25 protein-coding genes are annotated in these 21,366 nt (G+C 65.5%); 5 read left to right on the top strand and 20 right to left on the bottom strand.

All coding sequences use genetic code 11. The annotated features are described in order from the left end of the window. Positions 1 to 18: 18 nt before the first annotated feature. Positions 19 to 243 carry a hypothetical protein gene (locus tag JQ604_RS04145; RefSeq protein ID WP_212353387.1) on the top strand — a complete coding sequence of 75 codons (225 nt, stop codon included), beginning with the start codon at positions 19 to 21 and terminating at the stop codon, positions 241 to 243. A gap of 12 nt (positions 244 to 255) precedes the next feature. On the opposite strand, the gene JQ604_RS04140 is transcribed toward JQ604_RS04145, so the two are convergent. The 9 genes from JQ604_RS04140 to phnG are packed head-to-tail and all read right to left on the bottom strand — an operon-like array spanning position 256 to position 7,207. Next, entirely contained in the window at positions 256 to 867 is a 612-nt protein-coding gene (locus JQ604_RS04140; protein ID WP_212353385.1) for a pyridoxamine 5'-phosphate oxidase family protein, read from the bottom strand. A gap of 16 nt (positions 868 to 883) precedes the next feature. Beyond that, positions 884 to 1,480, bottom strand: coding sequence for a phosphonate metabolism protein/1,5-bisphosphokinase (PRPP-forming) PhnN (gene phnN / locus JQ604_RS04135; protein ID WP_212353382.1), 597 nt, complete (start codon positions 1,478 to 1,480; stop codon positions 884 to 886). Then, a complete protein-coding gene (locus JQ604_RS04130; RefSeq protein ID WP_212353381.1) occupies positions 1,477 to 2,631 on the bottom strand; it encodes an alpha-D-ribose 1-methylphosphonate 5-triphosphate diphosphatase in 1,155 nt (384 codons plus the stop codon). Before JQ604_RS04130 ends, phnN begins: the two co-directional genes overlap by 4 nt. A gap of 13 nt (positions 2,632 to 2,644) precedes the next feature. Further along, positions 2,645 to 3,343 carry a phosphonate C-P lyase system protein PhnL gene (gene phnL / locus JQ604_RS04125; RefSeq protein ID WP_212353379.1) on the bottom strand — a complete coding sequence of 233 codons (699 nt, stop codon included), beginning with the start codon at positions 3,341 to 3,343 and terminating at the stop codon, positions 2,645 to 2,647. Positions 3,344 to 3,351: 8 nt separating this feature from the next. After that, a complete protein-coding gene (gene phnK / locus JQ604_RS04120; RefSeq protein WP_212353376.1) occupies positions 3,352 to 4,152 on the bottom strand; it encodes a phosphonate C-P lyase system protein PhnK in 801 nt (266 codons plus the stop codon). Then, entirely contained in the window at positions 4,145 to 5,029 is an 885-nt protein-coding gene (locus JQ604_RS04115; protein WP_212353373.1) for an alpha-D-ribose 1-methylphosphonate 5-phosphate C-P-lyase PhnJ, read from the bottom strand. Before JQ604_RS04115 ends, phnK begins: the two co-directional genes overlap by 8 nt. Beyond that, on the bottom strand, positions 5,026 to 6,129 hold the full coding sequence (locus JQ604_RS04110; RefSeq protein ID WP_212353369.1) for a carbon-phosphorus lyase complex subunit PhnI: 1,104 nt from the start codon (positions 6,127 to 6,129) through the stop codon (positions 5,026 to 5,028). Before JQ604_RS04110 ends, JQ604_RS04115 begins: the two co-directional genes overlap by 4 nt. Before the next feature lie 3 nt (positions 6,130 to 6,132). Beyond that, on the bottom strand, positions 6,133 to 6,741 hold the full coding sequence (gene phnH, locus JQ604_RS04105) for a phosphonate C-P lyase system protein PhnH (RefSeq protein WP_212353366.1): 609 nt from the start codon (positions 6,739 to 6,741) through the stop codon (positions 6,133 to 6,135). A 4-nt stretch (positions 6,742 to 6,745) separates the two neighbouring features. Next, positions 6,746 to 7,207, bottom strand: coding sequence for a phosphonate C-P lyase system protein PhnG (gene phnG / locus JQ604_RS04100; protein ID WP_212353363.1), 462 nt, complete (start codon positions 7,205 to 7,207; stop codon positions 6,746 to 6,748). 104 nt (positions 7,208 to 7,311) lie between these two features. Here phnG and phnF point away from each other — a divergent pair, with 104 nt between their 5' ends. Then, on the top strand, positions 7,312 to 8,037 hold the full coding sequence (phnF, locus tag JQ604_RS04095; RefSeq protein WP_212353360.1) for a phosphonate metabolism transcriptional regulator PhnF: 726 nt from the start codon (positions 7,312 to 7,314) through the stop codon (positions 8,035 to 8,037). 200 nt (positions 8,038 to 8,237) lie between these two features. Here phnF and phnE (JQ604_RS04090) read toward each other — a convergent pair whose 3' ends face one another. The 4 genes from phnE (JQ604_RS04090) to phnC form a co-directional block, all read right to left on the bottom strand. Next, positions 8,238 to 9,086 carry a phosphonate ABC transporter, permease protein PhnE gene (gene phnE, locus JQ604_RS04090; RefSeq protein WP_212353357.1) on the bottom strand — a complete coding sequence of 283 codons (849 nt, stop codon included), beginning with the start codon at positions 9,084 to 9,086 and terminating at the stop codon, positions 8,238 to 8,240. Next, positions 9,083 to 9,967, bottom strand: a complete 885-nt coding sequence (phnE, locus tag JQ604_RS04085) for a phosphonate ABC transporter, permease protein PhnE (RefSeq protein WP_212353354.1) — start codon at positions 9,965 to 9,967, stop codon at positions 9,083 to 9,085. The genes phnE (JQ604_RS04090) and phnE (JQ604_RS04085) overlap by 4 nt, the downstream gene beginning before the upstream one ends. Before the next feature lie 81 nt (positions 9,968 to 10,048). Beyond that, the gene (gene phnD, locus JQ604_RS04080; RefSeq protein ID WP_212353340.1) at positions 10,049 to 10,984 is read right to left on the bottom strand and encodes a phosphonate ABC transporter substrate-binding protein; all 936 of its coding nucleotides are present in this window, start codon (positions 10,982 to 10,984) and stop codon (positions 10,049 to 10,051) included. 76 nt (positions 10,985 to 11,060) lie between these two features. Continuing rightward, complete coding sequence (gene phnC / locus JQ604_RS04075) at positions 11,061 to 11,876, bottom strand: phosphonate ABC transporter ATP-binding protein (RefSeq protein ID WP_212353892.1); 816 nt, start codon at positions 11,874 to 11,876, stop codon at positions 11,061 to 11,063. Between the two features lie 183 nt (positions 11,877 to 12,059). Here phnC and JQ604_RS04070 point away from each other — a divergent pair, with 183 nt between their 5' ends. Genes JQ604_RS04070 through JQ604_RS04060 form a run of 3 tightly spaced genes read left to right on the top strand, consistent with a single transcriptional unit; the run spans position 12,060 to position 14,625 of the window. Continuing rightward, positions 12,060 to 12,728, top strand: coding sequence for a chloramphenicol acetyltransferase (locus tag JQ604_RS04070; RefSeq protein ID WP_212353339.1), 669 nt, complete (start codon positions 12,060 to 12,062; stop codon positions 12,726 to 12,728). Beyond that, positions 12,725 to 13,915: an alpha-D-ribose 1-methylphosphonate 5-triphosphate diphosphatase gene (locus JQ604_RS04065; protein ID WP_212353337.1), complete on the top strand. Its 1,191-nt coding sequence runs from the start codon at positions 12,725 to 12,727 to the stop codon at positions 13,913 to 13,915. Before JQ604_RS04070 ends, JQ604_RS04065 begins: the two co-directional genes overlap by 4 nt. A 20-nt stretch (positions 13,916 to 13,935) precedes the next feature. Then, on the top strand, positions 13,936 to 14,625 hold the full coding sequence (locus JQ604_RS04060; protein ID WP_212353335.1) for a DUF1045 domain-containing protein: 690 nt from the start codon (positions 13,936 to 13,938) through the stop codon (positions 14,623 to 14,625). A 164-nt stretch (positions 14,626 to 14,789) separates the two neighbouring features. On the opposite strand, the gene hemC is transcribed toward JQ604_RS04060, so the two are convergent. The 7 genes from hemC to JQ604_RS04025 form a co-directional block, all read right to left on the bottom strand. Beyond that, entirely contained in the window at positions 14,790 to 15,776 is a 987-nt protein-coding gene (hemC, locus tag JQ604_RS04055) for a hydroxymethylbilane synthase (protein WP_349631047.1), read from the bottom strand. Between the two features lie 81 nt (positions 15,777 to 15,857). Further along, on the bottom strand, positions 15,858 to 16,478 hold the full coding sequence (pncA, locus tag JQ604_RS04050) for a bifunctional nicotinamidase/pyrazinamidase (protein ID WP_212353333.1): 621 nt from the start codon (positions 16,476 to 16,478) through the stop codon (positions 15,858 to 15,860). Between the two features lie 4 nt (positions 16,479 to 16,482). Continuing rightward, complete coding sequence (locus JQ604_RS04045) at positions 16,483 to 17,298, bottom strand: aspartate dehydrogenase (protein ID WP_212353330.1); 816 nt, start codon at positions 17,296 to 17,298, stop codon at positions 16,483 to 16,485. Then, the gene (locus JQ604_RS04040; protein ID WP_212353328.1) at positions 17,298 to 18,719 is read right to left on the bottom strand and encodes a M20/M25/M40 family metallo-hydrolase; all 1,422 of its coding nucleotides are present in this window, start codon (positions 18,717 to 18,719) and stop codon (positions 17,298 to 17,300) included. The genes JQ604_RS04045 and JQ604_RS04040 overlap by 1 nt, the downstream gene beginning before the upstream one ends. Positions 18,720 to 18,834: 115 nt before the next feature. Next, complete coding sequence (locus tag JQ604_RS04035; RefSeq protein ID WP_212353325.1) at positions 18,835 to 19,323, bottom strand: Rid family hydrolase; 489 nt, start codon at positions 19,321 to 19,323, stop codon at positions 18,835 to 18,837. 80 nt (positions 19,324 to 19,403) lie between these two features. Further along, positions 19,404 to 19,811, bottom strand: a complete 408-nt coding sequence (locus JQ604_RS04030) for a c-type cytochrome (protein ID WP_249157986.1) — start codon at positions 19,809 to 19,811, stop codon at positions 19,404 to 19,406. Beyond that, positions 19,811 to 21,331 (bottom strand): flavin monoamine oxidase family protein, encoded by a 1,521-nt coding sequence (locus JQ604_RS04025; protein WP_249158026.1) that lies wholly within the window; start codon positions 21,329 to 21,331, stop codon positions 19,811 to 19,813. The genes JQ604_RS04030 and JQ604_RS04025 overlap by 1 nt, the downstream gene beginning before the upstream one ends. Positions 21,332 to 21,366: the final 35 nt, after the last annotated feature.

Below are 21,366 nucleotides of genomic sequence, written 5' to 3'. Positions count from 1 at the left end.
GGAAGTGCAGGCACCGCGATGAACAACGACATCGAACTCGAACTCCGGCCCGATCAGTGGGAGGCGCTGAAGGCGCTGCGCGCGCCTGAGGCAAACCCGTCGCGCATGCGCCGCTTTGCGGTCGAAAGCCTGATCACGCTCGGCCTGGTCGCTCCGCGCGGCGATTCCCTGGCGCTCACGCCTGCCGGCCGCAAGATGCTGGTGCGCGGCTCGGAGAAGCTGCTGCAGGATCTCGCGGCCTGATCTCGTGCGGTCTCACCACATCGTGGCGGCCGCACGCGCCGGCCATTCCCGGTCGTATTTTTCGCCGCCGACCGTGTCGTCGCTCATCTCGGCCAGGATCTGGCCGGGCGTCGGCAACGTCTTGGGATCGATCCGCTTGTCGGGATTCCAGAGGTCGGAGCGCACGATCGCTCGCGCGCACTGGAAGTAGATCTCCTCAACATCAATCACGATGACGGTGCGCGGCGCCTTTCCCTCCATCTTGAACGAGGCGCACAGCTCGGCATCGGCGGAGACGTGCGCGCGGCCGTTGATGCGCAGCGTGGTGCCGGAACCGGGGATCAGGAACATCAGCGCGACGCGCGGATCGCGCACGATGTTGCGCAGTGAATCGCAGCGGTTGTTGCCGCGGCGATCGGGCATCATCAGCGTCTTGTCGTCGTGGATCCGCACGAAACCGGGCAGATCGCCGCGTGGCGAGCAATCGAGCCCTTCGGGCCCGCAGGTGGCCAGCGCCGCGAACGGCGATTTTTCGATTAGCACGCGATAGGAGGACGTGACGCGGTCGGCGACCTTCACCGTCGAGGCTTCGCCCGTCGTACCGTAGATCGCCTCCAGTTGCTCGATCGTTTCAATCACCGACATGCGTTCCTCTTCATTTTCAGCAGTCCCAGCGTTCGCCCTTGATGATCCGCACCAGCTGCCGCGCGTGGTAATCGGCAACACCGGAATTGACGATGGTGAAATCCGGCGTCGCCGTCGACTCATCGACTGTGCGCGCCAGCCGTTGTGCGATGCCGCCGTCGCTCACCCGCGCCCGCATCGCCAGTCGGGCCGCGAGCACGTCCGGCGGCGCGGTAATCGAGACCACCACGACGTTGGCGTAGCTGCGACGTGTCGCGGCGATCACGGTGCGCGAGACATTGGCGATCACGGTGCGGCCGGCGCGAATGTCATCGTCGATCGCCCGCGACAGCGCGTAGCGATGGCCGTGGGCTTCCCAATGCATCGCGTAGTCGCCATCGGCGATGCCGCGCTGGAACGCTTCCGCGCTGACCTCCTCATTGTCCTCGGAGGCCGAGGATTCGCGGGTGATCAGACGGCGCGCAAACACGACGTTGCCGTCATCCGCACAGGCGGCTTTCGCCAGTCCCAACAGCGTATCCTTGCCCGCGCCGCTCGGGCCGACGACCAGGATCAAGCGGCCCGGGCCGATTGCACCAACCCGTTGTTCGGTGATGACGGGGGCTTCGCTCATGCGACCCGCCCTCCCTCGCGCCACACGCTGCGCACCACGGGCAGATCGCGCGCGACATGCACGCGGATCAGATCGGCGCGCCGGCCGACCGCGATCTCGCCGCGATCATCGAGCCCGGTGGCCTCGGCCGGCGTCTTGGTCACCGTGCGCACGGCGGAGGCGAGATCGATCGCCGGCACGAGCTTTGGCAACTGCAGCGCCGCCATCAACAGGCTTGACGGGATGTAGTCCGACGACAGGATGTCGAGCAGCCCCTCATGTGCCAGATCGACGGCGGCGATGTTGCCGGAATGCGAGCCGCCGCGCACAACGTTCGGCGCGCCCATCAGGATATCGATGCCGGCCGCGTGCAGGCCGCGCGCCGCCTCCATCGTGGTCGGGAATTCGGCGACCGCAACCTTGTCCTTGATGGCATCGGTCACGTTCTCTTCCGTGGTGTCGTCGTGGCTTGCCAGCGGGATGTTGTAGGCCTGCGCAAGGGCGACGATCTCGCGGATGTTGGTGGCGGCGTATTTCTGCTGGTAGTCGAAGCGGCGCGCGAACAGCACGTCGAGCTCGGCATCGGTCATGCCGCCGCCCTTGCCGCGATAATAGTCGCGCAGCTTGACCTCGTCGCGGAACTGGCGCTGGCCCGGCGTGTGGTCCATCAGCGACATCAGCCGCACGTCGGGCCGGTCGATCAGCTCCCTGGCCTCCTCCACCACGCTCGGCATCGGCACCTCGCAGCGCAGATGCAGGAAGTGATCGGCGCGCAGCAGATTCTCGTCACGCGCCACCGAGATCGCCTTGGCGAGCACGCCGGCGCGACCGTCGACCTCCTCGGCGCCGTCCTCGCGCCAGACCCGGAGCGAATCGAACACCGTGGTGATGCCCGAGGTCGCGAGTTGGCCGTCATAGGAGATCACGGCCGCGACCGGATCCCAGAACACCTTTGGCCGCGGCACGTAATGCGCTTCGAGGTGATCGGTGTGCAGCTCGATCAGGCCCGGCATGATCAGATCGCCGCCGGCGTCCTCGGCAGCACCCGGCGCTTTGCCCTCGCCGAATTCGGCGACCTTGCCATCTGCGATCGCCACCCAACCGTGCTCGATCACGCGGTCGGCCAGCACGATCCGGGCATTGCCGATGATGGTGTCTTGCTTGGCAGTCATTTCAGTCGGTCCTTCAGGCAGCGGCAGCAAACGCGGTGACGTCGACGATACGGTCGGCGATCAGATGGCGGATTTCGTCGTCATGGACAATCGCGACCATCGCGACGCCGGCCTTCTTTTTTTCGGCCACCAGCTCGACCACCACGGCGCGGTTGGCGGCATCGAGCGAGGCGGTCGGCTCGTCCAGCAGCAGGATCGGCAGATCGGAGATGAAGCCATGCGCGATGTTTACGCGCTGCTGCTCGCCGCCGGAGAAGGTCGAGGGCGGCAGTTGCCAGAGCCGCTGCGGAATATTGAGCCGACGCAGCAGCTGGCCGGCGCGCGCGCGGGCCTCCTCGCGCGCCATGCCGGTAGCGATCAGCGGCTCGGCCACGACGTCGATAGTTGGCACGCGCGGCACCGCGCGCAGGAACTGGCTGACATAGCCGATGGTGGCGCGGCGGATGCTCAGCACCTGCCGCGGCTCGGCAGTGGCGAGATCGACCACCTGGCCCTGGTGGCGGATGCCGATCCGGCCGCCGTCGCAACGGTAGTTGCCGAAGATCATCTTCAGGATCGAGGATTTGCCGGCGCCCGACGGCCCCGACAGCACCACGCATTCGCCGGGCTCGACCTGAAAGGAGACGCCGCGCACCACGGGCAGTTCGACACCGCCCTGCAGATGCATGGTGAAGGTCTTTTCGGCGTTCGAGATATCGATCATCGCAGTCATTGGTCGGCTCATGGCGGCAGGATCGAGGAAACCAGCAGTTGCGTATAGGGCTCGCGGGGATCATCGAGCACCTGATCGGTCAGGCCAGTCTCGATCACCGAACCGCCCTTCATCACCATCACGCGATGCGACAGCAGGCGTGCGACGGCGAGATCATGGGTGACGACGATGGCGGCGAGCCCCAGCTCGCTGACGAGAGAGCGCATCAGATCGAGCAGCCGCGCCTGCACGGAGACATCGAGGCCGCCGGTTGGCTCATCCATGAACACCAGCCGCGGCTCGGTGACGAGATTGCGTGCGATTTGCAGCCGCTGCCGCATGCCGCCCGAATAGGTCTTCGGGGCATCGTCGATGCGGCCGACATCGATCTCGACGCGCTCGAGCCAGTTCGACGCGGTATCGCGGATCCGGCCATAGTGATTCCATCCAACCGCCATCAGCCGCTCGCCGACATTGGCGCCGGCCGAGACCGCCATGCGCAGGCCCTGCGCGGGATCCTGGTGCACAAAACCCCAATCGGTGCGAAACAAAAAGCGCCGCTCGGCTTCACCGAGCGAAGCGAGATCGCGCAGCACGCCGTCGCGCATCCGGTAAGACACCCGGCCTGCGCTCGGCTCCAGTTGCGCCGACAGCAGCTGCAGCAGCGTCGACTTGCCCGAGCCGGATTCGCCGACAACAGCCAGCACCTCGCCGGGATAGAGCGCGAACGAGACATCGCGGCAGGCGGAGAGCCGGCCGTAATTCTTCGACAGGCTGTCAGCGACCAGCAGCGGCTGGTCGTTGTCGAGGGCGCTCGTGAGCTCAGACATGCGCCTTCTCCTTGTGCGGCGCCCCGCTCTCGGTGCCGTGATGGCCGGCAGCCTGGCGACCCTCGCAGTAATCTGTGTCGGAGCAGACGAACATCCGCGCGCCCTTGTCGTCGGTCACGATCTCGTCGAGGTAGGAATCGTCGGCGCCGCACAGCGCGCAAGGCGCGTCAAACCGATAGCGGCTGAACGGATGATCCTCAAAATCGAGCGACACCACATTGGTGTGCGGCGGGATCGCATAGATCCGCTTTTCGCGGCCGGCGCCGAACAGCTGCAGCGCCGGGCAATCGTCCATCTTCGGGTTGTCGAACTTCGGCGTCGGCGACGGGTCCATTACGTAGCGCGCGTTCACCTTCACCGGATAGGCGTAGGAGGTCGCGATGTGGCCGAAGCGTGCGATGTCCTCATAGAGCTTGACATGCATCAGGCCATATTCGGCGAGCGCGTGCATGCGCCGCGTCTCGGTCTCGCGCGGCTCGAGGAAGCGCAGCGGTTCCGGGATCGGCACCTGATAGACCAGCACCTGCCCCGCATGCAGCGGCGCCTCGGGAATGCGGTGGCGGGTCTGGATCACGGTCGCGTCCGGCGTCGCGGTCGTGGTGGCGACATCAGCGGTCTTTTCGAAGAACTTTCGGATCGAGATCGCGTTCGTCGTGTCGTCGGAGCCCTGGTCGATCACCTTCAGCACGTCGTCGGGACCGAGGATCGCGGCCGTCACCTGCACGCCACCGGTGCCCCAGCCATAGGGCATCGGCATCTCGCGGCTGGCGAACGGCACCTGATAGCCGGGAATCGCGATCGCCTTCAGGATCGCGCGGCGGATCATCCGTTTTGTTTGTTCGTCGAGATAGGCGAAATTGTACGTCGGCGCGTTCATTCCGCGGCCTCCTGCATCTCCGGCGCCGCATTGGCATCGGAAAATTCCTGACGCAGCTTGCGCAGCAGGCCGAGCTCGGACTGGAAGTCGACATAGTGCGGCAGCTTGAGATGCTCGACGAAGCCGGTCGCCTGCACATTGTCGGAATGCGACATCACGAATTCCTCGTCCTGCGCCGGCGACTTGACCTCTTCGCCGAGTTCGCGTGCGCGCAGCGTGCGGTCGACCAGCGCCATCGACATAGTCTTGCGCTCGCTCTGCCCGAAAGCGAGGCCATAGCCGCGGGTGAAGCACGGCGCTTCCGTCGCCGAGCCCTTGAACTGGTTGACCATCTGGCACTCGGTCAGTTCGATCGAACCGAGCGGCACGGCAAAGCCGACATCCTCGGCAAAGAATTCGACCTCGACCTCGCCGAAGCGGATTTCGCCAGCGAAAGGATGGTTGCGGCCATAGCCGCGCTGCGAGGAATAGCCGAGCGCGAGCAGGAAGCCTTCGTCGGCGCGGGCGAGATTCTGCAGCCGCAGATCGCGATCCGCCGGAAAGCTCAGGGGTTCACGCGTGAGGTCGCCGACCGGCGCGTCGCTATCGGCTGGCGGCGACGGCTCGATCAGCCCGTCGCGGCCGAGGATATCGGTGACGCGCGGCGTCGCGGCTTGTGGCGCCTCCGACATTGCCGGCTGCTCCGGCACAAAGCCGTCGGCGAGTTGCGGGTCGAGCAGGCGGTGGGTGTAGTCGAAGGTCGGGCCCAGAATTTGCCCGCCCGGAATGTCCTTGAAGGTCGAGGAGATGCGGCGTCGGATCTGCATCTCGCCGGTATTGACCGGCTCGGTCGCACCGAAGCGCGGCAAGGTGGCGCGGAAGGCGCGGACCAGGAAGATCGCCTCGATCAAATCGCCGCGCGCCTGCTTGATCGCGAGCGCCGCAAGCTCGCGGTCATAGAGCGAACCCTCGGTCATGACGCGGTCAACGCCGAGCGAGAGCTGCTCGGCGATCTGCGCCAGCGAAATGTCGGCCACATCGCGGTCGCCGCGCCGCTCATGCGCGAGCAGGCGGTGGGCGTTCTCGATGGCGCGTTCGCCTCCCTTGACGGCTACATACATCTCTTACGCTCCGCTTGCGACAAGCCGCGTAGTGCGGGGGATTGCAACGATCTGGTCGCCATGAACCAGCACGACATCGATGCCGCGCGGGAACAGGGTTCTATTAACCGCCAGCCGCTCGAACAAGTCGCGCGGCTGAATCATGGCCTGCAATAATGCTGACCCGTCGATGCCGGGGCCCTTCAGCTCGAATGCCGGCCCCTGGGTCAGGCTGTCGACCTGCAGGATCAGCGTCGTCGACCGATCCGGGTATTCATTGCTGCCGAACGCGAAGTGGTCGAACGGCGGGAGATTCTGCGCATCGCCGATCAGCGCGAAATGCGCAATCGAGGAATCTGCAACGACCGGCGCGCTGGTGTGGAATTTGAGCCATTTGGCGACATCAGAGGTGGCCGACATCGCGCCGTCGAGCCAGATCGGCGTGTCGTGATCGAACAGCGTCAGCGCGATCGCAGCCGCCCCGCGCATCATGCCGGCAGGTGTCCCGACCTTCGCGGTGATGAGCTGCACGCTGCCAGGGCGCGCCAGCGCGTCCATGACCGAACGGAAGGTCGATTGCGCCGACAGCACCTTGTCGGCAAATCCTGCGGGCAGTTCGGCAACCGTCGTCATCGCATCACCCCTCACCGCGCACCATGGTGTAGAAATCGACCCGCGTCGCCGCAGTCTCCGCGGCCCTGCGATTGCGTTCGGCGATCAGGTCCGCGCGCAGCGGCGCGATCACCTTCGCCTCCACCTCGGCGGAAAAATCCGCCGACTGCACCAGCGCGTCGCACAGCGCAATCAGCTGCGCCTTCCCGGCATCGCGGCCGAGCGTGTAGCCGAAGCCGACCTCGCCGCTCGCCAACCGCACCGCCGCGCGCGACACCGTGGCCTCGCCCAGATTGAACGGCGCACCGTCGCCGCCGATCCGGCCGCGCACCATCACGAGGCCGTTTTCGGGCTGCCGCAGGTTTTCATGCGCGGGAACCGCGATCGCTTCCAGACGGCGGCCGATATCGGCGGCGTCGGAATGCGCCAGCACCGTCATCGCCGCCTTGCGCTGCGCCTGCTTGCTGTCTCGCACCGTGGAACTCATGGGCAACCTTGCCTGGTTCAAGTTGTCTATGATAATAGACAACTTGATAGGGGAATGCCATGACTGTTTCGTGACATCGGGATGATTTCTGGTATCACCGCATGATGAGCATGCAGAAAAGTTCCGGCGTCGCCTTGTGGCGCCAGGTCGCCGACGGCATCGAGCGCGGCATCGCCGACGGCCGTTTTGCCGCGGGCGAGAAGCTGCCGGGCGAGATGGAGATCGCCGACACCTACCGCGTCAATCGCCACACCGTGCGGCGGGCGCTGGCAGCGCTCGCAGAACGCGGGCTGGTGCGGGCCGAGCGCGGCAGCGGCACCTATGTCGAGGCGCAACGCCTCGCCTATCCCTTGCGCTCGCGCACGCGCTTTTCCGAGATCGTCGGCGCCGGCGGCCACGAGCCGCGCGGCCAGCTGATCGATGCCTCCGATGACGTGGCGACCCGCGAGATCGCGCGCGAGCTGGGACTGAAAACCGGCGCGCCGCTGATCCGGATCGAATCGGTGCGGCTCGCCGACCGCACGCCGATCTGCGTGTCGACGACGTGGTTGTCAGCCGAGCGCTTTCCCAATGCGGGTCGCGTGTTTGCGAATGTCCGCTCGATGACCAAGATGCTGGCACATTACGGCGTCGGGGATTTCCGGCGTTCCTCCACGCGGATCACCGCGGCGATTGCGGACGCCACCGACGCCGCGCGGCTCGATCTCGCGCTGGGGCGGCCGGTGCTGGTGGTGGATTCGACGGACGTTGATCCGGCGGACAGGCCGCTGGTGACGAAGCGCTCGCGGTTTGCGGCGGAGCGGGTGGAGTTCCTGGTGGAGAACAGCTGAACATGTCGCCACGCTGACGGTGCACCTCTCCCCTTGTGGGAGAGGTCGGATCGCATCGCCAGATGCGATCCGGGTGAGGGGTATGTCTCCGCGAACACATCAGCTTCTGAGTTCGCAGATACATACCCCTCATCCGGCGCTGCGCGCCACCTTCTCCCACAAGGGGAGAAGGGATTCGGAGCAAGCGGCTCGAAAACGAACTACGCCACCGCTCGCTTCCCGATGATCGCAAAGCGCAGCTTGGTCGAGATGAAATCGATCGCGGCGACCGCGACCAGGATCATCAGCACCAGGAAGGACACCTTCTGCCATTCCAGCACGCGGATCTGCTCCGCCAGTTGCAGGCCGATGCCGCCGGCGCCGACGATGCCGATGATGCTGGCCGAGCGCGTGTTCGATTCGATGAAATAGAGCACCTGGCCGGCGATGACCGGCAGCACCTGCGGCATCAGGCCGAACCGAATCTCATGCAGGGCGCTGCCGCCGGAAGCGCGGATGCCTTCGACCTGCTTCCTGTCGGCGGCCTCGATCGCTTCCGAGAACAGCTTTCCGAACGCGCCGAAATCCGACACCATGATCGCGAGCACGCCGGCGAACGGGCCGAGGCCGACGACGTTGATCCAGACCAGTGCCCAGATCAGCACATCGACGCCGCGGATCGAATCCAGGAAGCGGCGGATCGGGAAGCGGATGAGATTGGTCGGGATGATGTTGCGCGCCGCCAGCAGGCTGACCGGCAGCGCCAGGATCGCGGCGAGCGTGGTGCCGAGCAGCGCGATCGACAAGGTCTCGCCGAGCGCCTTCAGGTAAAGCGGCAGTGAGGCGCCGAGATCGGGCGGGATCATCATCATGGTGATCCAGCCGAGCTGGCTGATGCCCGAAATGAGCTTGCCCGGCGAGAAGTCGAGATCGACCAGGCCGAACACGAAGATCGCCAAGGCAGCCAAGATCATCACCGGCGTTGCCAGCCGCGCCGCGGCGGGCCGGTCGAACAGATCGGGGTATTTTTCGCGGAGTTCCGATGTGTCCGGTCGCGTCATCTGGCTCATCCGCGCGCCTCCTTGCCGAACAAGCGGCCGCGCAGCCAGCCGGTGGTGATGTCGATGATGAAGACGGTGATGATGATCGTCACCAGGATCGCGCTGACATCGGAGTAGTAGAACTTGCGGATCGCGACCACGAGCTCCTGCCCGATGCCGCCGGCGCCCACAAAGCCCATCACCGAGGCCTCGCGGACGTTGATCTCGAAGCGCAGCAGCGCGTAGCTGATGTAGCCCGCCGAGACCTGCGGCAGGATCGCAAACCGCATGCAGGACAGCCAGCTCGCGCCGGTGGAGCGGATGCCCTCGACCGGCTTCATGTCGGCATTCTCGACGATCTCGGCGAACAGTTTGCCGAGCGCGCCGGCGGTGTGGATCGCGATCGCCAGCACACCGGCCATCGGGCCAAGACCGAAAGCGATGACGAAGATCAGGGCGAAGACGATGCCGGGCACAGTGCGGGCGAATTCGAGCAGGCGGCGGATCGCAAAGCACAGAAACGGCCCGGGCGAGGTGTTCTGCGCGGCAAAGAAATTCAGCGCAAACGCCGCGGTCGCGCCCGCCAGCGTGCCGACATAGCTGATCAGGAGCGTCTCGCCGAGCATCCGGAGCCATTTCTTCCAGCCCCAAAACCATTCGAGCGGATCGGTCCAGACCCGCGCGCCGCTGTCGAGGGTGAGGATGCGGTCGAAATAGCTGACGAAGTTGCCGAAATAGGTGAACAGCGTGCGCAGATTCACCTCGGCGCCGAACACTGCGATCAGGAGCGCCGCGCAGAACACAGCGGCGGCGATCGTCACCTTCAGCCGCTTGCGCGCAACCGCCTTGCGGTAGGCCTCGTTCAGCACCGCCAGCTGTGGCGCGGGAAGAATGGATACGCCTGATGCCATCGATCAGAGCCTGTCGCGTTGAAGCCTGGACGACAAAAGGGCCGGGTGATCAACCCGGCCCAATGGACTTCCGTCGTGCGATCAGCTCGCTTTCTTCTTGCGCAGATTGTCGACGAACTTGATCAGCGCGATAGTGCCATCCCAATCCTTGGTGGTGGCCGAATTGAAGCCCTTCTTCTGCCCGTCCGAGAGACGCTCGAATGCGACCTTGTCCTTGGCCGGTGCGTCAAAGAAGGCCTTTGCGATCGCGGCCTTCAGGTCCTCGGGCAGCTCCGAGTTATAGGCGTAGGGGCCGTTGATGATCGGCGCCGACTTGTGGATGATCCGGAAGTCGTCCTTCTTCATCGCCGAGCCATCGGCATTCTTCAGCATGCCCTTGGTCAGCATCTGCGCCAGCGTGGAATCGTCGTCGTTGGTCCACTGGTTGGCGGCGACGTCGACGGTGCCCTGCGCCAGCGCCAGCATGGCGTTCTCGTGGCTGCCGGTGAACACGACCTTGCCGAAATAGGCGTCGGCATCGGGAATGCCGATCTTGTCGAGCTCGAAGCGCGGCACGTTGTTGCCGGAGGTCGAGTTCGGATCGACCAGGCCGAGATTCTTGCCCTTCAGATCGTCGATGCTCTTGGCCGGGCTGTTGGCCTTGACGAAGAACACCGAGTAGTAGCCGGTCGAGCCGTCGGCGTTGATGTCGTTGGCGAAGGCGTCGGTCTTCACGCCGGTCAGGCGGGCGCGGGCGAACGAGGCCGAGCCGTAGCTCGCGATCTGGATGTTGCCGGCACGCTGGCCTTCAATCACGGCGGCGTAGTCATTGGCGATCCGCAGCGTGACCTTCACGCCGAGTTCCTTGGACAGATAGCTGATGAAGGGCGCCCAGCGCTCGGTGACGCCGGAAGCGTTCTCGGCCGGCACGACAGCGAAAGTGAGCTCCGGATATTTTGCCTTCCAGTCTTCCGCTGCAGCGGAGCCGGTGAATGCCAGCGCAGCAGCGCCGGCCAGGATGATGCGACGAGTGATCATGATTAGCCCTCTCTGTGAGTACGCCTTTGTGGCCGGTCGAACACGCCCGGCCGCCCCTGTCGGAAATACGCGTGACCTACGCCGCCGCGGCCGTGCCGAGTGCGGGAACGGATGCCGCCTCGGGCACCGGCAACGGTGCCGCGCCGATGACGTCATTGGCCTCGAGATCGTAAAGCTCGCGCGCGATGTGGTCCGTCAACGCAGCCGGCGCGCCGTCGAACACCACGCGGCCCGCCGCCATGCCGATCAGGCGGTCGCAGTAAGTTCGCGCCAGATCCAGCGAATGCAGGTTGCAGAGCACGGTGATGCCGAAATGCTTGTTGATGCGCAGCAGCGCATCCATCACGATCTTGGTGTTGCGCGGATCGAGCGAGGCGATCGGCTCGTCGGCGAGGATCACATCGGGCTCCTGCACCAGCGCACGCGCGATCGCGACGCGCTGCTGCTGGCCGCCGGAGAGCTGGTCGGCACGCTGCGCCGCGAGCTGGGCGATGTCGAACTGCTCGAGCGCGGACATCGCCAGCGCCTTGTCCTCATCCGGCCAGATCTGCGCCAGCGAGCGCCAGGCGGGAATGTTGGCGAGCCGGCCCATCAGCACATTGGTCAGCACGTCGAGCCGGCCGACCAGATTGAACTGCTGGAAGATCATCGCCGAGCGCGCCCGCCACTGCCGAAGCTCCTTGCCGCGCAGCGCGGTGACGTCGGTGCCCTCGAACAGGATGCGGCCGTCGGTCGGATCGGCGAGACGGTTGATCATCCGCAGCAGGGTCGACTTGCCGGCGCCGGAGCGGCCGATGACGCCGACGAAGCTGCCCGGCGCAACGGAGAATGACGCATTGTCGACTGCGGCTTTGGTGCCGAAGCGGCACGTCAGACCTTCCACCACCAGCATGCCATGCTCCACGGCGTCCACGTTGGGTCACCGCTATTCCCCATGCTTAACAGTTGTGTGACGGATGCGCTGCGGTGCGACGATCATCCACACGCTGTTGGCCGTCATCGCATCGTCATGCTGCTGTCATCAATCGCCCTGATGACGGGCCGACTTCGTCAAAAGTCGCATCCGGAGGCACAGATGGCCGGCAAGAAACTCAGCGTGGTCCCGACCATCGACCCGACCGCCTCCGTGCGCGAGAGCAAGCTCGGCACCTATACCGAGGTCGGCGCGCGAACCATCCTGCTCGAAGTCAGCATGGACGACTATTCCTACGTCGTGAACGACAGCCAGATCACCTATACGACGATCGGCAAGTTCTGCTCGATCGCGGCGATGACGCGGATCAATCCGGGCAATCACCCGATGCACCGCGCGACGCAGGCGCATTTCACCTACCGTGCCAGTGCCTATTTCGACGGCGAGCCTGACGACGCCGATTTCTTCGACTGGCGGCGCGCGCATCATGTGCAGATCGGCCACGACGTCTGGATCGGCCATGGCGCGATCATCCTGCCCGGCCGCAATATCGGCACCGGCGCGGTGGTCGCCGCCGGCGCCGTCGTGACCAAGGACGTGCCGGCCTACACCATCGTCGGCGGCAATCCGGCGCGGGTGATCAAGCGGCGCTTTCCGGAAGACATCGCCGCGCGTCTCACCAACCTCGCCTGGTGGGATTGGGATCACGAAATCTTGCGCCGTGCCTTGCCCGACTTCCGGAGGCTTTCCGTCGAGGACTTCCTTGACAAATACGAAGCCGCGGGCGACGCAGCCACGTCTCACGGCAACAAGCGGAGTGCAGCGCTATGACCGAGATCGTCATTGAAGGCGGACGTGCGCTGATCGACGGCGCGCTGGTCGAGACCTCGCTGCGCACCGCCGGCCGCGACATCGGTCTCATCGGCGACGATCACGAGCGGGCCGCGCTGCACATCGACGCCACGGGGTTGCTCGTGATGCCCGGCATTGTCGACATCCATGGCGATGCCTTCGAGCGGCAGATGATGCCGCGGCCCGGCGTCGACCTCCCGATCGACGTCGCGCTTGTCGACAGCGACCGCCAGGCGATCGCCAACGGCATCACCACCGTGTTCCACGCCACCACCTGGTCGTGGGAGCCGGGCCTGCGCAGCGCCGAGAATGCCCGTGCGCTGCTCGACGCGATCGAGGCGATGCGGCCGCAGCTTGCCGCCGACACCCGCTTCCATCTGCGCCACGAGACCTACAATCTCGACGCCGAGGCCGAGATCACCCAGTGGCTCGCCGAAGGCCGCATCGACCTGTTCGCCTTCAACGACCACATGGATTCCACGGTCGCCAATCTGGCAAAGCCGCAGAAGCGCAGCCGCATGGTCGAGCGCACCGGGCTGACAGACGATGCGTTCGACCGGCTGGTCGAGCACGTGGTCGCGCGCGCCCATGACGTGCCGGAGTCGATCGCCCGCCTTGCGACGGCTGCGCGCGAGGCCGGTGTGCGGATGCTGTCGCATGACGACAACAGCCCGGCGATGCGCAAGTCTTTTCGGACGCAGGGCGTCGGCATCGCCGAATTCCCGGTCAACAAGGAGACCGCGCGCGAGGCGGCCGCGGGCGGCGACTTCATCGTGTTCGGCGCCCCCAACGTCGTGCGCGGCGGCAGCCACACCGGCTGGACCAAGGCCTCCGACATGGTCAGAAAGGGTCTCTGCTCGGTGCTGGCCTCCGACTATTATTATCCGGCGCCACTGCTCGCCGCGTTCCGGCTCGATGCCGACGGCACGCTGCCGCTGGCAAAAGCCTGGGACCTGATCTCGTCCGCACCGGCGCGGGCGGCCGGGCTCGCCGATCGCGGCACGCTCTTGAGCGGCCAGCGCGCCGACATCGTGGTCGTCGACGACAAGCTGCCGCTGCGGCCGCGCATCGTCGCCGTGATCGCAGCGGGCCGGCTGGTGCATCTCACCGACGCCACGCGTCTCGTGCAGGCATCGCCCGCGCGCAAGACGGTTGCGGCGGCCTGAGACTTTTCTATTCTGGCGCCATGGCAGGGTACCCACGCTACGCAATCTACTACGCGCCATCATCGGACAGCGCGCTGCACCGATTCGGTTCGACGATGCTCGGCTACGACGCGGTGTCAGGCGACGATGTTGCCTTCCCCGCCGGCGTCACGCCCGACTGGCACGCGGTGACCGCCGATCCCCGCAAATACGGCTTTCATGCCACGCTGAAGGCGCCGATGGCATTGGCTGATAGCAAGACAGAAGCCGAGTTGATTGCAACCTGCGAATCCTTCGCCGGCCACCCGCGGCGAATACCCGTCATCGATCCGGTCGTCGACGCCATCAGCGGCTTCATCGCGGTGATCCCGGCGAAACCGTCCGACGACCTGCAGCAACTCGCCGCTGACTGCACGCGCGATTTCGATTCCTTCCGCGCTGCGCTGACGCCGGAAGATCGCGCCCGCCGCAATCCCGCAAGACTTTCGGCGCGACAATGCGACTATCTCGACAGCTGGGGCTATCCGTATGTGATGGAAGAATTCCGCTTCCACATGACGCTGACAGGGCGGCTGAACGACGAGCGCCGCAGCCCGATCGTGACGTGGTTGCGGGAGCGGTTTGCCGAGACGGGGATTGGCCGGCTTGCGATCGATCGGATTGCGCTGTTCAAGCAGGATAGCAGCACAGCGCGATTCCGCATCATCGGCAGCTGGCCATTGCGGGCGTAACTCTCCCCCGTCGTCCTGGCGAAAGCCAGGGGACCCATAACCACCGAATCCAATTATTGGAAAAGATCGCGGCCCCAGCGTCGCGCCACAACGACCATTCGTGGTAATGGGTCCTGGCTTTCGCCAGGACGACGTGGATAGGCCTTCGCCGGGACGACAGTGACCTACTCCTCCGGCCGCGTCCGCGCGATGATCTCCGCCGCGCCCTTGTCGAGCAGCTCCATGCCCACCGCGCGGCCGAGCTCGCGCGGGCGATCCGCCGGGCCCTTCCGCGTCACCTCGATGAAGCGGTCACCGGCTTCATCCAGCACCGAGGCGCGCAGCGTGATCTCGTTGCCGGCGCGCGTCGCGTGGCCGGCGATCGGCGAGTTGCAGTGGCCGTTGAGCACCCACAGCACCTCGCGCTCGGCCTCGGCGCTGAGCCGCGCTGCTGCATTGTCGATCGCGGCAAGCCGGCCGCGCGTCGCCCAATCGGTCTCGACGCATTCCACCGCAACGATACCCTGGCCGACGGCGGGCAGCATCTCGTCGACGGAGAAATCATGCACGATGCGCGCGGTCATGCCGATGCGCTCGAGACCGGAGCGCGCCATCACCAGCGCGTCCGCAGGTCCGACCTCACCGCCGCCGGGCAGCCGCTGCTTGTCGCCGCGATCGAGTTTTGCAATCCGCGTGTCGGCGGCGCCGCGGTAGTGGATCACGGTCGCTTCCGGAAACAGCCGGCGCAGATAGGCCGCGCGGCGCACCGCGTTGGTGCCGATCATAAAACCCTTGCCGCGATGGCTGCGAAAGGTTTCGAGCGACAGGCCGGGCCGCAGCACCAACGCGTCATTGGCGGCATCGCGCGCCAGCATTGCGGCGAGCACCAGGCCCGGCGTCTCCTCGTTGCCCGGCACATCCTTCAGCGAATGCATCGCGGCCTGCAGGCTACCTGCGCGCATCGCGTCGCGAATCTCGGCGACGAAGGCGCCACCCTTGCCGCCATGGCGCAGCAGCTTGCTGGTCTGGTCCTGGTCGCCGCGGGTTTCGAACTTGACGACGTCGACGGCAAGTTTTGGCGCGACCGCGCGCAAGAGCCGCGCGACCTCCTCGGTCTGCGCCAGCGCCATCGCGCTCTTGCGCGTGCCAATCCGCAATACCTGTCCCGCCACGAAATCTCCGCCAGCAAACGACCGTCAACGCTTGCGGATTAAAGCAAAAGCCCAGTCAAAACAACGGTTTTTGCCGATGCCTCAAGCGATATCGTCAAGCAACGTCACGCCGGCGGCGCGCATGCCTTCCGTCGCCACAGCCAGCGATCCCTGGAGATCGATGGCGCGGCAGCCGGCCATCACCACCGCGGTCTCGAAGCCGAGCCGCCGCGCATCCAGCGCGGAGTAATTGACGCAATAGTCGGTCGCAAGCCCGGCCATCACGACGCGCTTCAGCCCGCGCTCGCGCAAATAGCCGGCGAGCCCGGTCGGCGTGGCGCGATCATTCTCGAAGAAGGCCGAATACGAATCGATCGCGCCGCGAAAGCCCTTGCGGATCACCAGCTCAGCCTTGTCGGTGACCAGCTGCGGATGGAACGCCGCGCCCGAGGTCCCCTGGATGCAGTGATCCGGCCACAGCGTCTGCGGCCCATAGGGCATGGTGACGGAGGAGAACGGCGCGGCGCCCGGATGCGAGCTCGCGAAGGAACCATGGCCAACGGGGTGCCAGTCCTGCGTCAGCACCACGTGATCGAATTGCGTAGCGAGCCGGTTGATGACAGGCACCACCGCATCGCCATCCGCCACCGCCAGCGCGCCACCCGGGCAGAAATCGTTCTGCACGTCGATGATGAGAAGAAGATCGTCAGACCGGATTTTCATGACCTCACGTCCCGATCCGCAGCGACGCCCGCAGCTTGCGCAAGGACGCGATCACCGACAAGGCGGTGATGCGGCCGGTCTTGGGATTTTCCGAGGGGATGTTCTCGATTGTCATCGAGAAGCGTGCGGAGTCGGAATCGACCTCGATGCGGTGGGTATTGCGCGTCACGGTCGGATCGGCCCAGATCTCGACCCGCGTCCGGTCAGGGCCGATGCCGGCGAGCGACAGCGCGACCGCGACGTTGAGATTGGCCGGAAAGCCTTTTGCGGCATCGCGCGCGCTGCCTTCGAAAATGCGCAACGGCTCGGTGATGCCCTCGATCTCAATGTTGTTCTCGATCAGATGCGGCGCGCCGACGAGGCCCGCGACCGGTTTTCGCGTGACCAGTTTTGCCGAATGGATGGTGCCGACAGCCGCGGCCGTGACGGCGTCGAGCCCGATCAGCGCCCCGGTCGGCACGATGATCTGGCCGCCATTGCGCCGGGCGATATCGACGAGGTCCTCGTTCTGCAGCAGCGCGCCGACGCTCAGCACCACCGCCGTCTTGCCGCGCTCGACCACGGGGGCGACGATGGAGCGAACGACCTTGGCCGGCGCGCATTCGACCACGATGTCGGCGATCTCAGCGAGCTCCTCGATCGTAACAAGCTTTGGCGCGGACTTCAGCGCGGAGACCCAGCCGCGATGCTTGTCGGCGTTCTGCGCCGAGACCGCCACCAGCGTCAGGCCCTCAATGCCCTGATCGAGCGCTTTCACGACATCCGTACCGATCGCGCCGAGCCCCGCGACCGCGATCTTCGTCCTTGCCTTGTCTGCCATCACTTGCCGCCCGCCAGCATCTTGACCAGGCGATAGAGATACTCCTCGCCTTCGTAGAACGATTTCACCAGCACGCGCTCGTCCTTGCCATGGGCGCGGTTGTCGTCGACATCGCCGGCGAGCCCGGAATGGCCATAGGTCGGAATCCCGGCGTTCCGCAGATAGCTGCCATCGGTGGCGCCCGTGCTCATGACCGGGATGATCGTGGCAGTCGGCCAGAATTCCTTCGAGAGCTTTTCGATCGAGCCGATGATCTCCTCGTTGAGCGGCGACGGATCGCTCAACACCGCCTTGCCGGTCGGCGCGATCTCGATCTCCTTGTCGGCGAGCACACGCTCCAGCGTCGCCCGGACGCCGTCGACGGGCTCACCGGGCAAGATCCGGCAGTTGACCTTGGCGGTCGCAAGCTGCGGCAGCGCGTTGATGGCATGGCCGCCCTCCAGCATGGTCGCGACGCAGGTGGTGCGGAGCTGCGCATTGTAGCCGGTGTTTTCCGACAGCCGCGCGGCGGCCGCCGGATCCGGCTGCGCCGCCAGGATCGCGCGGATGTCGTCCGCGTTTGGCTTGCTCTCGATCTCGGCCATGCGGGTGAAATAGACCCGCGTCGTCTCGTTGAGATTGACCGGGAAATGATAGTTGGACAGCCGCACCAGGCCTTCGGCGAGACGGTAGATCGCATTGTCCTTGCGCGGCAGCGAAGAGTGCCCGCCCCTGTTCTTTACCGAGAGCAAATAGCCGATCGAGACCTTCTCGCTGGTCTGCACGGTGTTGCGGATCGCCTTGCCGTCCTTGAGGCCGACGCCACCACCTTCGTTGAGCGCGAACTCGGCGTCGATGAGGTCGCGGTGGTTCTTGATCAGCCACTGGATGCCGAGCGCGTTGCTGTCGAGGATCTCCTCGTCAGTCTCCAGCGCCACGATGATGTCGCGGTCGGGCTTGTAGCCTTCCTTCTTGTAGCGGATCAGATTGGTGATGTGCGCGGCCGCCATGTATTTGTCGTCGCCGCTGCCGCGGCCGTAGAAATAGCCGTCCTGCTCGGTGAGCTTGAACGGGTCGACCGACCAGTCCTCGCGATTGGCCGGCACGACGTCGATATGCGCGACCAGCAGGATCGGCTTGCGCGCGCCGGAGCCGCGCAGCCGCGCCACCAGATTGCCCTTGCGTGGCGCCGGCGAGAACACGTGCACGTCGCTGTCGGGGAAGCCCGCGGCACGGAGCCGTGCAGCCATCGCCTCGGCCGCCTTCTGGGTGTCGCCGGTCGCGGTGACCGTGTTGATCTCGACCAGCTCCTTGTAGATGTCGCGGGCGAATTGCTGCTGCTCGGTCAGTCCTTCAGCCGAGGCTGCGGTCGCGAACAACGCGGAACCGAGCGCAGCCGAGAGCAGCAGCGGACGGAATTTCGTTTTCGTTCTCGTCAGCATCTTGCTCTCTCCGAAATCGCGGCCAAGGGAGACGAATTCAGACAGGCGGCGCGTGCTTTGGCAAGACGCCGGGCCCCCGATTTTGCGCGCGGGAGCCCTGACGATTTGGCCGCTGCTATTTGGCGTCCTTGGCCGCGATCACCTCGATCTCGACCAGGAAGCCGGGATTGGCGAGCGAGGCGACGCCAAGCACGGAACGCGTCGGCAAATTCGGCTGGCTGCCGCCGAAGAACTGCGTGTAGCCTTCCATGAAGGCCTTGAAGTCCATCGGCGCCGCCGGCGTATGCACCAAAAACACCTGCATCTTGACGACGTCACCCATGCCGAGGCCCTGGCCCTCCAGGATGGCCTTGATGCGGTTGAGCACGCCGACGGTCTGGGTCTTGACGTCGCCAAAGGCGGCCACCCCTTGCGGATCGGCATCCTTGTTGACGACAGGCGGCACCTGGCCGCTGACATAGACCGTGGTGGTGCCGGCCGTTACGGTGACGGCCTGCGCGATCGGGAAGGTCGAGTTCGGGATCGGATGCCGGATCACCTCGGCGCTGGCCGCGCTTGCGAGCATCGACAGCGCAACACCCAGCACGAACGGTCCTGATTTCATCGTCCCCTCCCCTGATGGCACAGCATGATCCGGAAAAGTGTGAAGCGGTTTTCCGAAAAGATCATGCTCAAACAAAAGTGTTAGCGGCGGACGTCCTGCACGTCCCTGGCAGTTACGGCATCCGTAAAATTGTTGCCGAAATGCGTCCGCACATAATTCACAACGGCGGCGACCTGACCATCGGTCATCATGTCGCCGAAGGGCGGCATGCCGCGGCGGCCGTTGACGATCAGTCCGATCGGATAGCCCGGCGATTCCAGATTCTTGTTGGCCGCGAGCGACGGATAGGTGCCGGCGCCGCTCGCGCCCAGCGCATCCGGCATGTGGCAGCCCTGGCAGACATTGGCGAACAGCTCTTCCCCGGTCATCTCGACGAAGCGATAGCCCGAGCTGAAGGTGCGTTTGCTCGCCGGGTTGTCCTCGGCGAGCGCCACCGTCGTCGACAGCAGGGCCAGCATGACGACACCAGATGTCTTCGCCGTCGTCATCATGTCTTCACCACGCGTTCATGCAGCCGCCCGATCGCGTCCAGCGCAGAAAGGATCGCGCCCTCCTGCCAGGCCGGCAGGTCGGAGGCGTGCTCGCCCGCCAGCACGATGCGGCCGTCGATCTGGCAGAGATTGCGGTAATGCTGGGTGCGCGCCGCATCGCTCCACTCGCCGCTGCAGCCGAGCGTGAACGGCACGCGGTGCCAGGCAACCGCGACGCCGTTCTCGAACTCGTGCTTGTATTGCGGATGGATCATGGCGCCGAACTCGACCGCGCTCGCCACCCGCTCGGCCGGCGACATCGCGGTGAACTCATAGGAATTGGCACCCTCGAACAGATAGGCGCCGAGCAGGATGCCGCGGCCGGAGCGGTTGAAGCCGTAATTCGGATAGGCGATCTGGCGGATCGGCAGATCGGTAAAGCTGATGCCGCCATAGATCGCCTCGTCCTCCTCCCAGAACCGCCGCTTGAACTGCAGGCCGATCTTCACCGAGCCGGCATAGGGCACCGCCTCGATCGCGTTCTTCATCGGACCGGAGACGTCGAGCGGCAACTGGCTCAGGATCGACAGCGGGATGGTGCAGATGCACCAGTCGGCGGTGGCCTGCTGCACGATCGATGGTTTCGCCGCGTCGACATAGCTGACGGTGACGCCAGAGCCGTTCTGCTGGATCTGCGTCACCCTGGCGTTATAGCGAATGACCTCGCCAACTTCACGCGCGAAAGCCTTGCCGATCGCGTCCATGCCGCCGACCGGCTGGAACATCGTGGTCTGGAAATTGTAACGTGCAAAGGCTTGCAGATAGCGCCACAGACGCGAGCGCAAGATCTCGGAAAGGCCGACCGGCTCGCTCGGCAGCGGATCGGCAGTGAGCCCGCCGCCGGGATCGCGCGCATAACCGCGGAACTCGGCCGAGATCAGATTGGCATTGTATTTGTGGTCGCGATCGAGCGCGCCCCAGGCGCGCAGCGACTGCAGCAGGATCTCCTGATCCTCCTTCGACACGGTCTCGTCGAGCTTGCCCTGCTGCGTGACCCTGGCGAGCAGCTCAGACACACCGCCCTGAAAATCGGCCTTGACGCTGCGGATGCGCTGCGGCTTGCCGTCGAAGGCGCGTGCCGCATGCAGATAGGCATTGTGGTTGAGCTGGATGAAGGGCTCCAGCGTCACGTTGAGCCGCCGGCAGTAATCGAGCAGCGCGCGGTGGTGGTAGGGAATTCGCCACGGACCGGGGTTGATATAGAGCCCCTGCTCGAACTCGCACTTCTGCTTGAAGCCGCCGAGCTCGGTGACGACATCGCCGCCGCGGATGGTCCAGTTGCGGCCGCCGGCGCGGCTGTTGAACTCGAGGATCTGGACCTTGTAGCCGGCCTTGCGCAGTTCCAGCGCGGCGGTCATGCCGGCGAGCCCCGCGCCGAGGATCAGCACGGAGGCGCCCTTGGCATTCCCTTCGAGCTTGACCGGCCCCCTGTAGGCGGACTCGGACGCGAAACCGAGGCTCGTCATGGCGTGATACATCGCCGACGAGCCGGCCACCGTGCCGATCAACGCCA

Origin of the sequence: Bradyrhizobium jicamae (assembly GCF_018130695.1) — a bacterium.
GTDB classification, from domain to species: Bacteria; Pseudomonadota; Alphaproteobacteria; order Rhizobiales; family Xanthobacteraceae; genus Bradyrhizobium; species Bradyrhizobium jicamae_B.
This window is presented reverse-complemented; position numbering and strand designations above follow the sequence as displayed.

Bases quoted from the DNA above. Each gene is read 5' to 3' on its own strand.
- phnG (WP_212353363.1), bottom strand. From the start codon at position 7,207: ATGAGTTCCACGGTGCGAGACAGCAAGCAGGCGCAGCGCAAGGCGGCG.
- phnK (WP_212353376.1), bottom strand. From the start codon at position 4,152: ATGTCTGAGCTCACGAGCGCCCTCGACAACGACCAGCCGCTGCTGGTC.
- JQ604_RS04110 (WP_212353369.1), bottom strand. From the start codon at position 6,129: ATGTATGTAGCCGTCAAGGGAGGCGAACGCGCCATCGAGAACGCCCAC.
- JQ604_RS04035 (WP_212353325.1), bottom strand. From the start codon at position 19,323: ATGAAATCAGGACCGTTCGTGCTGGGTGTTGCGCTGTCGATGCTCGCA.
- phnL (WP_212353379.1), bottom strand. From the start codon at position 3,343: ATGACTGCGATGATCGATATCTCGAACGCCGAAAAGACCTTCACCATG.
- JQ604_RS04065 (WP_212353337.1), top strand. From the start codon at position 12,725: ATGACCGAGATCGTCATTGAAGGCGGACGTGCGCTGATCGACGGCGCG.
- phnC (WP_212353892.1), bottom strand. From the start codon at position 11,876: ATGCTGGTGGTGGAAGGTCTGACGTGCCGCTTCGGCACCAAAGCCGCA.
- JQ604_RS04145 (WP_212353387.1), top strand. From the start codon at position 19: ATGAACAACGACATCGAACTCGAACTCCGGCCCGATCAGTGGGAGGCG.
- phnH (WP_212353366.1), bottom strand. From the start codon at position 6,741: ATGACGACGGTTGCCGAACTGCCCGCAGGATTTGCCGACAAGGTGCTG.
- JQ604_RS04040 (WP_212353328.1), bottom strand. From the start codon at position 18,719: ATGCTGACGAGAACGAAAACGAAATTCCGTCCGCTGCTGCTCTCGGCT.
- JQ604_RS04140 (WP_212353385.1), bottom strand. From the start codon at position 867: ATGTCGGTGATTGAAACGATCGAGCAACTGGAGGCGATCTACGGTACG.
- JQ604_RS04115 (WP_212353373.1), bottom strand. From the start codon at position 5,029: ATGAACGCGCCGACGTACAATTTCGCCTATCTCGACGAACAAACAAAA.
- phnE (WP_212353354.1), bottom strand. From the start codon at position 9,967: ATGGCATCAGGCGTATCCATTCTTCCCGCGCCACAGCTGGCGGTGCTG.
- JQ604_RS04070 (WP_212353339.1), top strand. From the start codon at position 12,060: ATGGCCGGCAAGAAACTCAGCGTGGTCCCGACCATCGACCCGACCGCC.
- JQ604_RS04130 (WP_212353381.1), bottom strand. From the start codon at position 2,631: ATGACTGCCAAGCAAGACACCATCATCGGCAATGCCCGGATCGTGCTG.
- JQ604_RS04025 (WP_249158026.1), bottom strand. From the start codon at position 21,331: ATGTATCACGCCATGACGAGCCTCGGTTTCGCGTCCGAGTCCGCCTAC.
- pncA (WP_212353333.1), bottom strand. From the start codon at position 16,478: ATGAAAATCCGGTCTGACGATCTTCTTCTCATCATCGACGTGCAGAAC.
- JQ604_RS04045 (WP_212353330.1), bottom strand. From the start codon at position 17,298: ATGGCAGACAAGGCAAGGACGAAGATCGCGGTCGCGGGGCTCGGCGCG.
- phnF (WP_212353360.1), top strand. From the start codon at position 7,312: ATGAGCATGCAGAAAAGTTCCGGCGTCGCCTTGTGGCGCCAGGTCGCC.
- phnE (WP_212353357.1), bottom strand. From the start codon at position 9,086: ATGAGCCAGATGACGCGACCGGACACATCGGAACTCCGCGAAAAATAC.
- phnN (WP_212353382.1), bottom strand. From the start codon at position 1,480: ATGAGCGAAGCCCCCGTCATCACCGAACAACGGGTTGGTGCAATCGGC.
- JQ604_RS04060 (WP_212353335.1), top strand. From the start codon at position 13,936: ATGGCAGGGTACCCACGCTACGCAATCTACTACGCGCCATCATCGGAC.
- JQ604_RS04030 (WP_249157986.1), bottom strand. From the start codon at position 19,811: ATGACGACGGCGAAGACATCTGGTGTCGTCATGCTGGCCCTGCTGTCG.
- phnD (WP_212353340.1), bottom strand. From the start codon at position 10,984: ATGATCACTCGTCGCATCATCCTGGCCGGCGCTGCTGCGCTGGCATTC.